At 59.2% G+C, this 15,008-nt stretch carries 9 protein-coding genes and 1 pseudogene; 7 read left to right on the top strand and 3 right to left on the bottom strand.

The window, feature by feature from the left end:
• The first annotated feature begins 7 nt into the window (after positions 1-7).
• The 3 genes and pseudogenes from AAFP32_RS10165 to AAFP32_RS10155 form a co-directional block, all read left to right on the top strand.
• Positions 8-2,218, top strand: a complete 2,211-nt coding sequence (locus AAFP32_RS10165) for an AAA family ATPase (RefSeq protein WP_350269036.1) — start codon at positions 8-10, stop codon at positions 2,216-2,218.
• 35 nt (positions 2,219-2,253) lie between these two features.
• Entirely contained in the window at positions 2,254-5,514 is a 3,261-nt protein-coding gene (locus AAFP32_RS10160; RefSeq protein ID WP_350269035.1) for an HsdM family class I SAM-dependent methyltransferase, read from the top strand.
• A gap of 1,051 nt (positions 5,515-6,565) precedes the next feature.
• Positions 6,566-6,766 (top strand): annotated as a pseudogene (locus AAFP32_RS10155) (integrase core domain-containing protein); the annotation flags it as partial.
• 14 nt (positions 6,767-6,780) lie between these two features.
• Here the strand turns inward: AAFP32_RS10155 and AAFP32_RS10150 are convergent.
• From AAFP32_RS10150 to AAFP32_RS10140, 3 genes are all read right to left on the bottom strand, one after another.
• Positions 6,781-8,031: a hypothetical protein gene (locus AAFP32_RS10150; protein WP_350269034.1), complete on the bottom strand. Its 1,251-nt coding sequence runs from the start codon at positions 8,029-8,031 to the stop codon at positions 6,781-6,783.
• Positions 8,032-8,235: 204 nt separating this feature from the next.
• Entirely contained in the window at positions 8,236-9,225 is a 990-nt protein-coding gene (locus AAFP32_RS10145; protein WP_350269033.1) for a hypothetical protein, read from the bottom strand.
• Between the two features lie 175 nt (positions 9,226-9,400).
• A complete protein-coding gene (locus tag AAFP32_RS10140; RefSeq protein WP_350269032.1) occupies positions 9,401-10,375 on the bottom strand; it encodes a quinone oxidoreductase in 975 nt (324 codons plus the stop codon).
• A 44-nt stretch (positions 10,376-10,419) separates the two neighbouring features.
• Here AAFP32_RS10140 and argC point away from each other — a divergent pair, with 44 nt between their 5' ends.
• The 4 genes from argC to AAFP32_RS10120 are packed head-to-tail and all read left to right on the top strand — an operon-like array spanning position 10,420 to position 14,960.
• Positions 10,420-11,529, top strand: a complete 1,110-nt coding sequence (gene argC / locus AAFP32_RS10135) for an N-acetyl-gamma-glutamyl-phosphate reductase (protein WP_350269031.1) — start codon at positions 10,420-10,422, stop codon at positions 11,527-11,529.
• Entirely contained in the window at positions 11,526-12,704 is a 1,179-nt protein-coding gene (argJ, locus tag AAFP32_RS10130) for a bifunctional glutamate N-acetyltransferase/amino-acid acetyltransferase ArgJ (protein ID WP_350269030.1), read from the top strand. Before argC ends, argJ begins: the two co-directional genes overlap by 4 nt.
• Positions 12,701-13,732, top strand: coding sequence for an acetylglutamate kinase (argB, locus tag AAFP32_RS10125; RefSeq protein ID WP_350269029.1), 1,032 nt, complete (start codon positions 12,701-12,703; stop codon positions 13,730-13,732). Before argJ ends, argB begins: the two co-directional genes overlap by 4 nt.
• Positions 13,725-14,960, top strand: a complete 1,236-nt coding sequence (locus tag AAFP32_RS10120; RefSeq protein WP_350269028.1) for an acetylornithine transaminase — start codon at positions 13,725-13,727, stop codon at positions 14,958-14,960. Before argB ends, AAFP32_RS10120 begins: the two co-directional genes overlap by 8 nt.
• Positions 14,961-15,008: the final 48 nt, after the last annotated feature.

Below are 15,008 nucleotides of genomic sequence, written 5' to 3'. Positions count from 1 at the left end.
TCAACCCGTGAATTTCTTCTTTGGCTCGAATGGCTCAGGAAAGACGACGATCAGTCGTGCTTTCGCAGGCGACGAGTCCCTCGACATTGCGCACGACTGGAATGATTCGGTTCCAATGGCGATCACAGTCTACAACCGAGACTTTGTGGACCAGGTACTGCGCGAATCAAGTCGTATCCCCGGGGTTTTCGTACTCGGAGAGTCGAGCGTGGATGCTGAGGCGAGACTCGAGGCTATCGAGAAGGATGGAGGAGAACGGCAACGGGCCCACGACAAGCTGGACCAAGCCAAACACAGTCTCACGGATGCCACGACGAAGCAGGACATCGCAAACGACGACCTCAAGAGCGCTGCGTGGACCAAGTACAAAGCTATGATCGCCGAACACGGTGCCTTGACTTCTGCCTTCACCGGCCGGGGAGGCATAGGCAATGATAGCAAGAAGCTTCTAAAAGAGTTGCTCTCAATGGACGAGCCGTCCGATGACATTACACCTCCGACGATCGATGAACTACTCGCGGATGCTGAGGCGATCTTTGCAGACGACGCCACTGCCCGCTACGAGTTGTCACAAGTTCCTTTATTCACTGCCGAAGTTCACGACGGCCATGCCCTGCTGGGTGAGAAGGTCGTGGGGAGTTCGGAGGTGTCACTTAGTGAGCTTGTGGAACGACTCGGGAACAGTGACTGGGTGTCTGAAGGCCGAGGGTATCTACGTGATGCGAACGGGCTGTGTCCATTCTGTCAGCAGGAGGCTCCTAAGGATCTCGCTGTCCAACTCGCCACGATGTTTGACGACCACTACGCCGCCCAGATCGAGAAACGCGATGCCTTCGCCTCGGCGTTCCGTGAATGGGCCGACAACGTCACGAAGGCTGAGAACGTATACGGGGAGGATGCCAAAGCCCAGTTGGATCCGGTGCGCTACCGTGACGCTAGGGCGGCCCTGAAGGTGAAAATCACCAGGAATCTGGCTGAGATCGACAAAAAAGAACGCACGCCTTCTGAAAAGGTTACCTTCTACGCGATTGATGAGCAGGTTGATGCTCTTAACTCAGTGATCGACGAGGCCAACACAAAGATTCGGGATCACAACCGTTTAGTTCAGTCGCGACGCGGCGAACGGCCCAAACTGGTCACGAGATGTTGGCGCTATCTCAGTGAAGTGCTTTTGAAAGATGAACTTGCTAAGTACCGACGCAAAGCACCAGGGCTCCAGACCGGCGTAGACGTGACTCAAGGAAGGGCGGATCGTGCAGCTAAAGAACTTCAGAGGCTCGACCAGGAAGTCCGCGACCTGCAACGATCAGTCGAGTCGTCAAAACCTGTCATCCACCAGATCAACCACCTCCTGAGAAGGTCGGGTTTCACCTCTTTCGAGATCGTCGAATCCAAAGAACTCCAAGACGGATACATGCTTTCCCGAGACGGCGTCGCACTACACGAGCGGTCCCTGAGCGAAGGGGAGAGAACGTTCATAGCATTCCTCTACTACTTCTATCGGCTCGATGGGCGAGAACCTGCCGAGGGTGCCGGCCGCACCATCGCAGTGATCGACGATCCGATCTCGAGCCTCGACAGCGACGTGCTATTTATCGTCGGTGCATTAGTGCGGAACCTCATTAACCGCGCGCTGTCTGGTCAGGATCGCATCAGTCAGGTCATACTGCTGACCCACAACGTCTACTTCCACAAGGAAATCACCCATCTTAGACACGGTGATTCTGAAGCTGGACGCGGTTATTACGTCATTCGCAAGCACCTTTCGGCGCCAAGTGATATCGAGCCCCACTCCAAAAATCCAATCACCACGGAATACCAGCGGCTCTGGGGCGAAGTTAGACGGGCCGTCGATGGCGAACAGACGAGTATCGTCGGGCTCGAAAACATCTTAAGGCGGATCTTGGAGAGCTACTTCAGGATTATGGGCAATGGCATCTGGGAGGAGGAACTGGTTCCGCTGCTGACAGCGTCTGAACGACCCGTCCTCCGTTCCCTGTTCACCTGGGTTAACGAAGGCTCACACTCCGTCTTTGAAGACGTTCACTACTCACCTGGCCCGGCTTCGCTGCAGACTTATCTCGATGTCTTCCGACGGGTATTTAGGGAGGCACGGCACGAGGCCCACTACAACATGATGCTCTACGGCAAACAAAGTCTGAACATGTCCGCCGAAGAAGCCAACACGGAGAACTCGGAGTCGTCCGATACAAACTAGCGCTGACAACGCTTGCAAGAAAGGAAAGGTGCCCCATGGCCAAGCGACTGTCCACCGGACGCAATGAGGTCGGAATGTTGTCCGATCTTAAGGAGGTAGCCGAAGAAGTCGGCCTTGAAGTTCTGGGCTTTGAGATCGAGTGGATTGTTGAGACTAACGACAAGAGCACCCGCAAGCGTCCGGACGTCGAAGTTCGACGGGCAGACGGCAATAGAGAACTTCTGGTAAGTGGCGAAGCGAAGCGGCCAGAGACGGTGAAGGGTCTCCACGCATTTGTCGAGTCCGAGGTTACAGATGCTCTGGACAAAGCCAAGCGGAAGGGCGGGCGATTTGCCTTCACCACAAACTTCCTGGAGATTGCCTTCTTCGACGTCGACGCGTACGACGGCACCGATTATCTTGCGACGGTTGCCGGGGACCGGGTAGCACTGGCGGACGAGAAGGAAACCCTTGTCGAGGATTGGTGGGCTAATCTGACGCAAATACGACGTGAGGCGTTGATGCGCCCGGGCTTGACAGACTTTTTCCGCCAACTGAATGTAGCTCGGACCCTGAATGCACCGGTAACTGTAGCCGGCAAGGACGAGGCATACTTCACAATTTTCAAATCCTCAACCGATGCCATTGTCAGTGACGCATTACCCGAGTTCATGGACCGCCTGGGCCGCATGGCACTGCCGCAGCAGGTATTTGACGAGGCCAAAGACCGCGACTTCGACCTCACCAAAACCGATGTGGCACGATATTTCGTCGCACAGGCAACGGCCGAAATTCTGACTTCTGGCCTCTTCTACGAGACGGTGCGGCCAAACTTCTCGCTGAAGCCGATCCTCAAAGGGACCAATCCAAGCACCTCTCAGGCAATGCTCAATGTTTTTCTTGAGAATCTCGACGAGGCTATGCGGATCACAGGTGACTACGAGACTATCTTCACTCTTTCCGAAGGGGCCAGGTTTGTTCTGAGCATCGAGAGTGATTCGCTTCGAGCACTGTGGCTTTCGCTTTTCTCGGTTCTCGACGGAGTCAAGTTCGCGGAGATCAACTCCGAAATTATTGGGGTCATCTTTGAAAGGCTCATTTCGACGGACCGCCGACAAGATATGGGCCAGCATTACACACAGTCCCGTCTTGCTCGGGCAATGACCCGATGGGGTGTTCAGAAGGCCAATGATCACGTCGTCGACTTTTGCGCGGGTGGTGGCACTTTCCTAGTTGAGGCTTACAACGAACTCAGACAATCGAAGACCCATGAGGAGGTGCTCAGCCAAGTCTTCGGCAACGACCTCGATTCCTTCGCCGTCCAACTGTCGACTGTCAATCTCGCTACACGCGACGTATACAAAGGGCATAACTTCCCTGCAGTCTCGAACCGCGACGCCTTTGACATCCGACCAGGAGAACCGGCAGTGGACGTGACTCCACAGAATGGAGCTCCGTATAAGCTGCCATTTCCTGACAAGTTTGACGTCATTCTTGGGAACCCTCCTTATGATGAGAAGGCAGATCGTCCAACTAGGTACCGTAGCGACCTCGCCAGCATCGCCGGAGGCGGCGGAGTAAGCGTGTTGCCTTCCAAGATGTCGGACAACGTGAATCTTGCAGCCTGGTTTATTTTGCTGGGTGCGGCTTGGCTGAGTCCAAAGGGAAGAATCGCACTGGTACTACCTGCTTCCATCCTCCAGAACGAGAAGCACATCAGTCTCCTACGTTGGGCTAGGAACAAATATGACATTTCCGTATGGCACACCGAGTCTGATGTTTGGTTCTCGGACGCCCGTGTGGCGCCCATTTCGCTCTTCATGATTCCGCGGGGACAGGCCCCGGGCGCCTTGGGTAAGTTCGAGTTCGTCAATGTCAAGGAGCCCGTGAGCGGCGAAATAATCAACGTTGCCGGTTTTCCAAGACCTGCCGAGCGGAATGTCGTTCGCGATCTCTCTAACCTCGGTGCTGAGAGCGACGCGTTGATTGAAGGAACGATACCGGATGCTCTCCGCGAATACGAAGGCGCTGCAAACGCCGTTCGCTTAGGGGCCGCTAGCGAGGTCTCCGTTTATAGCGGGAACAAGCTGGGCCACCCCTTCTACAAGATGAGGGACCGGGAGCCGACAAAGACAAGTGATCGTCGGTCACTAACTGCGTTCGACATCCAGACTACGTTGAGCAAGAAGTACCTGACCCCGTTGCTCGGTGCTCCTGGAGATGCTAAGACTGGCGAATACAACCCCAACGACATCGGCTATTGGGTGCTTAGCGCCCCGAAGACTCTACCGAAAGGCGGGCAGCTGGATAAATACATCCGTGCAGTAGAGCGTGCAGGTGCTCTCGACTCGCCAAGTGTCCGGGCGAAAGGAAAAGCTTGGTGGCATGCGGACTGGAGGCGGTCGCGAATCGCCATTGGAATCCATCCACAGTTTCAACCGCAGGTCTGGTGGTCAGACGATGAATTCGTCTCCAACAACAATTTCCACGTCATTACCGTGACTAGAGCAGTTAATCCCGCAGACCAAGAGCTCATCGCCGCCAGCCTCGCGAGTGTGTTTGGAGCGCTTTCTGCCCTGTATAGAAGCAGTGAAGTAGGCGTGGAGGGCGTTCGTTGGTTGTCAACGCGAAACCTACTGGATTGGGTAGCTCTGGATTGGACACTGGTCAGCACAACAGACAAGAAAGCAGTCCTTGAGGCCTACCGCGCTTACCGGAAGACGACCCGAGCGAAGATCTTCGAGATGACTAGCTCTGCAGTGGCTGTGTGGCGAGAGCTGAATGTGGCAGTCGCCCGTGCGGCGGGGATCACCGGTCCCGAGCAACTGGCCGATGAGGCATTTGCAGAGGCAAACTCAACCACACTTCGCCGGCGAAAGCGTGAGATGCAGGCGACCACTGGTCGAACGCGCTCGGGATCTACCGGTGCCGGCAAACTGCTCCGTGACATCACGGGTTACATAGAGGCCCATGCCGAGTTCTTACCGGTGGTGGAGGCGCTCACTGAAGGTGATGACGTCATGCGTCTGCACGTACAAGAGGCTCCCGAAGCCTTATTCGATATTGCCAATGAGTCTGAACAGATCCGCATAGGTAACGAGTTGGCCGAGATCTTGGGCGGCGGTTTCCGGGCTGCTCCAGTTTGGGAGGACGCGACTGTAGACCAACTTCGCCGAGTTGACTTTGCTGTACTGGGACAATTTGTGCAGTTGGATACTAGTGGGGACGTCATGCCGGGTTATGAGTTAATCGCGACGTCGGTCAGAGAGCAACTGCAAAAGACGTTGGGTAAGGCTGTGAAGAAGCGATTAACCTAGGACACAATCAGTCGATCCTCAAGTTGTGGGAGGAGGTTCGACGCCCTTCGGGATCACCTCTAACTATCACCCCTGGCACCTACCGAGAGTTAGTCCTCGGAAAACTGATGATGCATCTGAACAAAGGTAGGTAAGAGTTGCCTGCTGATTCCTGTCAGCTTCGGTCGAGACGCTGGTGAACACGCGGGTCCAGACGGGTTGTGATCTGGTGATTCTACTTCTCAATTCGAAAATTGCTCGTTGGAACACTGATGTCGTTAGCGCCAATACTGTACAAAGAACAGGTAGCGACGTGCCGATGCTTGGCGGTGTGAGCCGCGTAGGAATGTAGGGTGCTTTGGTTAGCGCCCGTGGAGCAATCGGGTCGAATCGATAGCATGCCGTAGGCGGCGGAGTAAGACGGACTTCATCCACGCAGCCGAGTTGTGGCGGTGGGAGGAGTTCCTGATAAACGTATGTAGGGCTCTCGTGTCTTTGCTAGTGACTTTGTACTGGCAGATTGAAATGATCACGGGGTGCTCATCGGACACGATCTTGGAGGGTACAAGTCCCAGCAGAGCACGAACATAAAACATCTGGAAGGGTGTTGTCCTTCGGTGAGCTTGACATGCTCTTTACCGAAGAGTGCTAGAGCATCGTTGACGAATTCGTGTCCGTCGGCCTCCACCCGTTTGGTCAACACCGAATGCGTCGACGAAGTCCACGATGCAAGTCAACTGGGCTCGCGCTGGGGCGCGGAACCGTGCCCCAATTGCTCATGCTGCGGCGTAAATATCTGCTTTGGCCGATGCGCCGCGATATTCGGACCTGACTTTCGCGTTCGGAGGTATCGAAGAGAAACTTCTGATTTGGTGCGAGCCCGTCGTAGGCTCAGCGGATTATCTCAAGTGACCATTCCGGATTATGCTGGGCCCAACATGGTTCACTACGTTGTGCCGCCGCAATTTCTGGTGTTCGTGAATATTGTTCGTCAAAACTGCTGAATTGTTTAAGATGCTTCTCAGCGGTTGGCGGTTGTCGCGACCAGGTTCCCATGCAATCTTCAGGTCTTCGGCCCCAGACGAATAGCAAGATCGAGCGGTTTCACCGGACTCTGGCCGACGGGTGGGCCTCCGCGAAATTCAATGACAACGACAGTGAGTATCGTCAAGTGCTACCGGCCTGGATCCATTAGTACAACCTCCACACGCCCCACAGTGCGATCGGAAACCAGCCACCCATCAGGCGATTACCCAACCTCGATGGGCAGTACAGCTTGGATCCGCCTCAGACCAGTGAGCCAGCCGAGTACCCATCTGGCAACTCCGAGCAGAGGTACTTCAACGCCTCGTCGATCAGGTCTAAGAGGTCCACAGCATCTACCGCGACGGACTTTATCTGGCCGGACGCCTCAAAGCGCAGGGTGCCGTCGCCCACGAACCCTGGATTTACGTTTTGCCTAGTTCCTTGGACACCTTTAGGGCCGGGGACGCCATCAATATTGGACGAGTCCTTGAGTCCGCGCTCGACCACCGGTAGCCAGACATCGTCATTTGGGGTGTTACGACCGCCAGCACCACGGAAGGTGACGAGTTTCATGAGGTCTGGCCGGGCGTGGCCGAGGTGTCGTTGGAAGGCCTCGATACGGATGGCGTCGGTCATCTCTTTCGCGAGAATCCACGCCTCGGCGCGTGTGTCTCGAGTTTCATCCAGAGAGAAGTCGATACCCAGTCGGAAGTTTATTTGTCGAAGGCCTTCAACCCAGCGAGCTTCAGCGATCAGGCACCGGTCCTCGTCGCCGTTGAGTGCCGCGAAGCCCTGGACCAGTGCCAGTCCGCTCGACCCCTTGGAGACGGTGGCTCTGGAGTGCCACCCGCACTTACTCAGATCGTGCTCGAGTCGGCGCGAGACCAGAATCGCGAGGAACTTTTCCTGGAGCGAGTCAAGTTTGGCAGCTCCAGTGGCGGGGCGGAAGACTGAGTCGATGATGCCGTCCCACCTACGCAACGTCTCCGCCGCTATTCGTGCAAGCAGCGCGGCAACCTGGTTGGAAGACTCCGACCAGGCGGCAAAAACGTCGGCGAGGGCGCGGAAGGTCCACCGGGGGTAGCTATCGACGAGCATTTGGTCTCCGGCCATGCCGATCATGACGAGAGCCCCGTCGGTCGAGGATTCATAACGAATCCTCTGGTTCTCCGGGAATTGGTGGGCGACCTTGACTTCTATCGCGACCTCATCGCCGTCAGACGATTCAAGCAGAAGGTCAATGGAGCCCTGTATGCGCTTTTCCCCTTTCAGCTTCGAGAACGAGTGTTCGCGGTGAGCGGCGATAGGCACCATGTCAATAATGTCTCCCCACGGCATTGGATCGCGGTCGGTGAGCTCCTGGAGAAGGTCGGACACGTGGACCTCTGTTGTCAGGATCCTCTCGAATCCCCTGAGTCGACTTTCTGTGAACATGACCCTCACGATCTTCCTATTTGCGTCGTACGGCGCGAAAATATCGCCGCAGGACTTGCCTGTCGCGAGGGCGATCACGGGCGAATTGCAGCACGTGGCTTCGCGCCCTTCTCATGCAATCGCTCGCGCCGACCTGGAACGCTCTCGACAATAATCACCGTACTCCTCGCGAGTGCCTTACTTGGTATGAGGAAGACGCCCTTGGTCGAAACAGGCCTCCGCCAAAGGCGCCCCGTCCTAGATGCGGAGGGGCATGGGTGACGTTTTCCTGATCCTGCATGGTTATTTGCCTCTTACGCTCCATCGATTCAAATCCTCAGGAAGTTGGTGTTCTCTCGGATTAGTGTTCAACTCCATTTCGATCACGAGCGGTTTACTCGTGTGAAGGATCCCGAGGTGCAACCGAACAGTGACGGAGTTCGTGGTTTCGAGTAACTTCCTGTGGCTGAGCAATAATCCTTCTACGTCTACTCGCAGGGGTACTACGCCGGGACCTGAGATCAAGACGGCTTCACGCTGCCGATCGATATATTCTTTTCGTGGTGCCTTCGTCTCGGACTGAAACCAATCTGGCGTCACATTGAGCGTGAACGAGAGATCACCAACTTCTATGATTCCGTCCATAGCGTGAGTGGGCAACGTGACGAGATCTCGACCATCATGCTCCACGAAGAAATCGGCGGTACCAAATGCGTGAACGCTCTCTTCCCGCCGATAGTCATTCGCGGCGTTCTCAGCTGAGGCTAGCGGAGGATAATGGACCGCGGAAAAATTGGATTCCAATACCGTAGCTGCGGGCACGCGTATAGCTGGAGCGAGCATGCGTAGAACTTCATCCCGTCGTGCCGTCCGTGTTCCGGTGCCTTCACGGATGGGAATCTCCAAGCTTGGCTTGGGACTTCCAGTTTTCACGACGTAGGGCGCCCGGTCCGACGAAAAAGCGATACCAACTACTGATTCGTTAGATATCGGCACATCAATGTGTCGAACCATTTCAGCAGGAACTTGATCAAACTGACCGACTATTTGGCTCCACCAATCCAGAATGTCAGTGTCGGAGGTGTCGTGGATTGAACCGTCTTTCTCATCGATCCCTATTACGTAGATCACCGCGTCACCTGCGGCACGATTGAGGCTACCGGCGAGCTGACGCGCTTTATTATTGCTTGGCCACGCCCGCTTACACTCAATCAGATCGTTCTCTGTCTTCTCGCCTTTGCGGATCCGTTCAACGGCCGCCAATACTTGGGTCTCGAGATCGATCGCTCGCATAAGCTCAACGTTACAGTTGCGGATGGGTGAACACGGGTCATGACCACGAGCAACTTTTGGTCGCTGCCAATCAGAGTTGGCCGAGTCAAAGTCAGTTCGGATACTGCACGTGGTGGGTTTTCCATTCCGGCGTTGGAAGTGGAGAACCCACCACTTACTACGTAAGTTTGCTGGCTCACACTGTCAGCACAACCTTGCCAGTCGTCTCTCGCCCCTCCAGAGCCCGATGAGCATCCGCAGCCTCAGCCAGCGGGAACGTGGCGCCCACGCGGAAATTCAGCCAGCCGTGTTCAATCCCGTTGAAGAGCATCGCTGAGCGCTTAGCCAACTCCTCCGATGAACGCACGAACCAAGCCAGCGAAGGCCGCGACAGGAAGATGCCGCCGGACGAATTCAGCCGCTGAATATCAAACGGCGGCACCTGGCCTGACGCTCCGCCGAAGAGCACCATCGAACCGAGTGGCTTAAGCGACGCGAGCGAGGCATCGAAGGTGGTCTTGCCGACGCCGTCGTAGGCAACCTCGACACCCTCGCCGTCGGTGAGCTCCTTGACCTTCGCGGTGATGTCGACGCCTTCGCCGTAGAGGAAGACCTCGTCGGCGCCGGCCTTGCGCGCCAGCTCAGCCTTCTCCTCGGTGCTCACTGTCGAGATGACGTTGCCGCCCAAGTGCTTGATGATCTGGGTGAGTAGCAATCCGACACCACCGGCACCGGCATGGACCAGAGCAGTATGGCCGGGCTTAATCTCATGCGAGCTCGTGGCCAGGTATTGCGCGGTCAGACCCTGCAGCGGCATTGCGGCGGCGACCTCGGTGCTCACGCCCTCGGGCACGCGCAACAGGTTGTCGGTTTTGACGACGACCTGGGTCGCATACGAACCCGGACCTTCGTGCCAGGCGACGCGATCGCCGGCGGAGAAGCTCTCGACACCTTCGCCCACCTCGGCGATATGACCGGTGCCCTCAGACCCGACGATGTGCGGGTAGCTCATCGGGTACGTGCCGGAACGACGGTAGGTGTCGATGAAGTTCACGCCCGCGGCCTCGACGTTGACGAGGACCTCGCCAGGACCGGGCTGAGGAGTATCGACCTCATTGAACTCGAGAACCTCGGGTCCACCTGCTCGCATCGCCTGAATAGCCTGGGTCATCACGCCTCCTGCATATAATTTAATGTGCTGGTATATTTATACATATGAATGATCTTACGGTTGCCGTCTCCGGTGCTACCGGATACGCCGGGGGAGAGGTCCTCCGGCTGCTGAGCACTCACCCTCATCTCAACGTCACCACGGTGTGCGGACATTCCTCCGTGGGCGAGACGCTCGGCCGACATCAACCCCATCTTGCCCGATATTCCGACTTCGTTGTCAAGGAGTCCACCGCCGAGGTGCTCGCCGGCCACGACGTCGTCATCCTCGCCCTCCCGCACGGTCAGTCCGGAGCAATCGCCGCCGAGCTCGAGCAGTCGAGTCCCGAGACGCTCATCGTCGACCTTGCCGCCGACCACCGTCTCATCAGCGCCGCCGCCTGGGAGAAGTTCTACGGCTCGACTCACCAGGGCACCTGGACCTACGGGCTGCCCGAACTGCTCACCGCCGGCGGCACCAAGCAGCGCGACGCACTCAAGGACACGAAGCGCATCGCCGTGCCCGGCTGCAACGTCACCGCCGTGACCCTCGGGCTCGCCCCGCTCGTTCAGGCCGGGCTCGCCGCACCTGCTGGGCTCAACGCAGTCCTGGCCAACGGCGTCTCCGGAGCCGGCAAGGCGCTCAAGCCGCATCTGACCGCGGCCGAGGTCCTCGGCGATGCGAGCCCCTATGGCACTGGCGGCACCCACCGGCACGTGCCCGAGATCGAACAGAACCTCAACGGCGTCCTCGGCACCGACGCCGCCGAAGGGCCGACCCGCATCTCCTTCACCCCGACACTCGTGCCCATGTCCCGCGGAATCCTCGCCACCATCACCGCCGTGCCGGGGGAGTCTGCACCGAGAACCGCCGAGGGCCTCCTCGACGCAGCGGCACTGAAGGACGAGTTGGGCCAGGCCTTCGCACAGGCCTACGCCGAGGAGCCCTTCGTTCGCGTCCTGCCCGAAGGCCAGTGGCCGCGCACCTCGTCGACCACCGGATCGAACCTCGCGCACATCCAGTTCACCGTTGATGAACGCGCGGAGAGAATTCTCGTGGTTGTGGCCTTGGACAACCTTGTCCGCGGCACCGCCGGCCAAGCCCTCCAATCCATCCACCTGGCCCTTGGTCTCGACGAGACCACCGCGCTTCCGCTTGAAGGAGTCGCCCCATGAGCGTGACCGCACCACTTGGTTTCAGTGCCGCCGGCCTCACCGCCGGCCTCAAACCCAGCGGGACCAAAGACCTCTCGCTCGTCATCAACACCGGCCCCGACACCGCTGTCGCCGCCGTCTACACCTCGAACCGTTGCAAGGCCAACCCCGTCCTGTGGTCCCAGAAGGCCTCGGCGAATGGTCAGGCCCGTGCCGTGGTCCTCAACTCCGGGGGAGCGAACTGCTACACCGGTGACTTCGGATACGAGACGACCACGCTGACGGCGCAGACCACCGCCGAACTCCTCACCGAGTCAGGCACCGACACCCAGGCCGAGGACATCCTCGTCTGCTCGACTGGGCTCATCGGCGTCGGCGGTCAGGACTTCCGCGACACCATCATCACCAACCTGCCGCCACTGGTGGCCGCGGCCGAGGACACCGTCGAGTCGGGTGAGGCCGCCGCCGAGGCGATCATGACCACCGACACGGTGGCCAAGACCGCAACCCGCGAGGGCAGCAGCGGGTACACGATCGGCGGCATGGCCAAGGGCGCGGGCATGCTCGCCCCCGGACTGGCCACCATGCTCGTCGTCATCACCACCGACGCGAAGGTCGAGCAGTCTGTGCTCGACCAGGCTCTGCGGGCCTCGACGAGTAACAGCTTCGACCGCCTCGACACCGACGGGTGCATGTCGACGAACGACACCGTCATCCTCATGTCCTCCGGCGCCCACGACGCGGCAGTCGATGAGGACGAGTTCACGAGCCTGCTGCGCGAACTCTGCCTCGACCTCATGCACCAGCTCCACGTCGACGCCGAGGGGGCGCATCACGACATTGCGATCACCACGCAGGGTGCGGCCAGTGAAGCCGACGCCGTCGAGGTCTCTCGCTCGGTGTCACGCTCGGCCCTGTTCAAGGCCGCGATCTTCGGTCAGGACCCGAACTGGGGACGCGTCGTCGCCCAGGTGGGAACCACCTCGGCGGAATTCGATCCAACGCAGATTGACGTGTCGATCAACGGCACCGAGGTGTGCCGAGCCTCGGGTCCCTATGAGGACCCGGAGAAGGTCGTCTTCGAGCGCAACGTCGACGTCGTCATCGACCTGCACGCAGGTGACCACACCGCCACGGTCTGGACCTCGGACCTCACCCACGATTACGTCGAAGAGAACAGCGCCTACTCCACATGAGCAACCCACACGACATGTCCACGAAGTCCACGGCCGCCCGCCTCGCCGCCGCCCAGGTCAAGGCCGAAGCCCTGACCGAGGCGCTGCCGTGGATCAAAACCTTCGCCGGTGCCACCATCGTCATCAAGTACGGCGGCAACGCGATGATCTCCCCGGAGCTCCAGCAGTCCTTCGCTGACGACATCGCCTTCCTCCGCTTCGCCGGAATCCGACCCGTCGTCGTCCATGGGGGAGGCCCCCAGATCACGAAGATGCTGGCTCGCTTGGGTATTGAAAGCGAGTTCAAGGCAGGGCAACGGGTCACCAGTGTTGAGGCTGCCGAGGTCATCCGCATGGTCCTCTCCGGCCAGGTCAACCGCGACATCGTCTCCCGCATCAACCGCAACGGCAATGCCGCGATCGGTCTCTCCGGTGAGGACGCGGACCTGCTGTTGGCGAATAAGACCCACGCCGAGGTTGACGGTGAGGTCATCGACCTTGGCCGGGTGGGCGAGATCGCCGAAGTCAACACCACAGTGCTCACCGAACTCCTCGACGCCGGACGGGTACCCGTCATCTGCTCGATCGCCTCGGAGATCGGTGGGGAAGCAGGGCAGCCGCTCAACATCAACGCCGACCTCGCGGCTTCTGCTGTGGCGAAGGCACTCAAGGCCAACAAGCTCATCATGCTCACCGATGTACCCGGCCTCTACGCGAACTGGCCCGACACCTCGAGTCTGATCTCGCGCATCGGACCGAAGAAGCTGCGCGAACTGCTGCCCAGCCTCGACGCGGGCATGATCCCGAAGATGACGGCAGCGCTTGAGGCCATCGAGCACGGGGTGCAGCAGGCCCACATCATCGACGGCCGGATGGCGCATTCGCTTCTCCTCGAGGTCTTCACCTCCGAGGGCATCGGCACCATGGTCGAAAACGGTGTGGTCGAACCCGCACCCCTCGGTGACGGGCACAAAGGCGAAGCACACGAGGCAACACAGCACGATGCAACCCAGTCCGATGCAACCCAGGAGGAGAAGAACGATGAGTGAGACACCGACCGCGAACACAGGCCAGGCTCAGCCCTGGCGCGATGACTTCTCCCGCGTCCTCTCACCGGTCTTCGGCTCACCCCAGCTCGACCTCGTCCGCGGGCAGGGCGCACACGTGTGGGACGCCTCGGGCAAGGAATACCTCGACCTGCTGGCCGGCATCGCCGTGAACTCCTTGGGCCACTGCCATCCGGCGTGGGTCAAGGCCATCAGCGACCAGGCCGGGCAGCTGGGTCATATCTCGAACTTCTTCACCTCTCCTGCGCAGATCGCCCTGGCGAAGAAGATCCACGAAGTCCTCGACCTGCCGACCGGCTCGGCAGTGTTCCTGTCGAACTCAGGTGCAGAAGCCAACGAGGCGGCCTTCAAGATGACACGCCGTGCAGCCGGGGGCGGTCGACCCACGATCGTCGCCGTCGACGGTGCCTTCCACGGCAGGACCATGGGAGCCCTCGCCCTGACAGCCAAGGCGGCCTATCGTGAACCGTTCGCTCCCGGAGTCCCCGGAGTCGTCCACGTTCCCTACGGTGATGTCGAGGCGCTCGCCGCCGCGATCGACGAGACCTGTGCGGCCGTGTTCATCGAACCCATCCAGGGCGAAGTGGGTGTGCGCCAGCACCCGGCCGGCTACCTGCGTCGGGCACGCGAACTCACCACCGCCGCCGGTGCACTCCTCGTCCTCGACGAGGTCCAGTCAGGGATGGGACGGACCGGGTACTGGTTCGCCCACCAGGAAGACGAAATCGGCGAGGGCGTGACCCCGGACATCATCACTTCGGCGAAGGGCCTGGGCGGCGGCATGCCGATCGGTGCCACGATCACCGTGGGAGATGCGAACACGAAGCTCCTCGAAGCCGGACAGCACGGAACGACCTTCGGCGGCAACCCGATCGCCAGCGCTGCGGCCCTGGCCGTGTTCGAGACGATCGAGTCCGAGGGCATCCTCGAACATGTGCGCGAGATGCACGACTGGCTGAAGTCCGCACTCCTCGAGATCCCCGGCGTCGCCTCGGTGACGGGCAAGGGCCTGCTGCTGGGAATCGAGCTCACCGCCGGTGCATCGGGTGAGGTTCCGGATTCGAAGGCCGTGGCAGCACGCGCACTCGAAGCAGGGTTCATCATCAACCCGGTCGCCCCTGGCCGACTGCGCCTTGCACCTCCCCTCATCATCACGGAAGAGGATCTGAAGCCCTTCATCGCGGCCCTGCCCGCACTCATCGCCGGCTGAAGACGCCACCCCGCCCACATCCCGAACAGCATTGAGCGTCATCGGCGC

It is taken from the genome of Brevibacterium sp. CBA3109, from assembly GCF_040256645.1.
Classification (GTDB): Bacteria; Actinomycetota; Actinomycetes; order Actinomycetales; family Brevibacteriaceae; genus Brevibacterium; species Brevibacterium koreense.
The sequence above is the reverse complement of the archived record's forward strand: the minus strand, read 5'-3'. Positions and strand labels throughout refer to the sequence as shown.